The following is a 1,541-nucleotide window of genomic DNA, read 5'->3' as shown; positions in this document are numbered from 1 at the left end:
TCAGACTGCTGACAAACCCCTGGCGTTTGCTGGGGGTTTTTGATTCACTGGGTCATGTTGAAGCGACCCGCCCCCGAACAGACCGCACTTGAGATGGTGACGTTGGATCAGCTGGTTCCGGCTGATCATCTGTTGCGCAAGATCGATCGTGCGATCGACTTTTGCTTTATCCACGATCTGACCGCGCCGCTCTATTGCGCCGACAATGGCCGCCCGCCCTTGGATCCAATCTTGATGTTCAAGGCGCTGTTCATCGGCTACCTGTTCGGGGTTCGCTCGGAGCGGCAGTTGGTGCGCGAGATCGAGGTCAACGTCGCCTATCGCTGGTTCCTGCGGCTGAAGCTGACGGACAAGGTGTTCGACGCCTCGACGCTTAGCCAAAACCGCCGCCGTCGCTACCAGGACGAGACGATCGCGCAAGCGATCTTCGATCGCATCGTGGAGCAAGCGATCCGGGTAGGTCTGGTGGGCGGGACAGTGCTCTATACCGACAGCACCCACCTGAAGGCCAACGCCAACAAGGGCAAATACGACCTTGCCATGGTCGCCAAGTCGCGCGCCGACTACTGGGCCGATCTCGACCGTGCGATCGAGGCCGAGCGGGCGCTGCATGGCCAAAAGCCGCTGAAGGGCAAGCAGCGCAAGCCGCCGCAGAAGCAGACCAAGGTCTCGCGCGCCGATCCGGAGGCCGGCTACATGGTGCGCGAGGGCAAGCCAAAGGGCTTTTTCTACCTCGATCACCGCACGGTGGACGGACGCTGCGGCATCATTACCGATACGTTCACCACGCCGGCCAACGTGCACGACTCGATCGTCTATCTTGGCCGGCTCGACCGCCAGGTGGAGCGCTTCGGCTTCACCGTGGCGGCGGCGGGGCTGGATGCCGGCTATGCCACGCCGGGCATCGCCAAGGGCCTGGAGGACAGGAACGTCAGCGGCGTCATCGGCTATCGCAACCCGACCCCGCCAAAGCCAGGCAAGATGCGCAAGAGCGCCTTCATCCATGAAGCGGAACTGGACGGCTATCGTTGCCCGCAGGGGCAGTTGCTCACCTATGCCACGACCGATCGTAACGGCTACCGCCAATACAAGAGCGATCCGGCCATCTGCCGCGATTGTCCGCTGCTGGCCTCCTGCACCGCCAACGCCAAGGCCGAGCGCACCATCACACGTCATGTCTGGCAAGACGCCCGCGAACGGGTCGACGCCAACCGGCTCACGGCATGGGGCAAGGCCATCTATCGGCGCCGCAAGGAGACGGTCGAGCGATCTTTCGCCGACGCCAAGCAGCTCTTCGGCCATCGCTACGCCCGCTACCGAGGGCGAACACGCGTCGCCTGCCAGTGCCTGATCGCAGCCGCCGCCCAGAACATGAAAAAGATCGCAATCAGTCTCTGGCCAAAGCCAAAAACCAGCCTCGCATGAGGCCTATCGGCCGCCGCAACCTCCTGACAGTTGTTCCCGACACCAATTTACTCAGCTCAATCAATACGCAAAAACAAAACCCCGCCGAAATTCGACGGGGTTTGTCAGCGGTCTGA

General features: G+C 62.1%; 1 protein-coding gene. It reads left to right on the top strand.

Annotated features, from left to right (window positions below; genetic code table 11):
* Positions 1–54: 54 nt before the first annotated feature.
* Positions 55–1,425: an IS1182 family transposase gene (locus CK220_RS31190; protein ID WP_095815177.1), complete on the top strand. Its 1,371-nt coding sequence runs from the start codon at positions 55–57 to the stop codon at positions 1,423–1,425.
* Positions 1,426–1,541: the final 116 nt, after the last annotated feature.

Source organism: Mesorhizobium sp. WSM3860, assembly GCF_002294995.1.
In the GTDB taxonomy this organism is placed as follows: Bacteria; Pseudomonadota; Alphaproteobacteria; order Rhizobiales; family Rhizobiaceae; genus Mesorhizobium.
This window is presented reverse-complemented; position numbering and strand designations above follow the sequence as displayed.

Bases quoted from the DNA above. Each gene is read 5' to 3' on its own strand.
- CK220_RS31190 (WP_095815177.1), top strand. From the start codon at position 55: ATGTTGAAGCGACCCGCCCCCGAACAGACCGCACTTGAGATGGTGACG.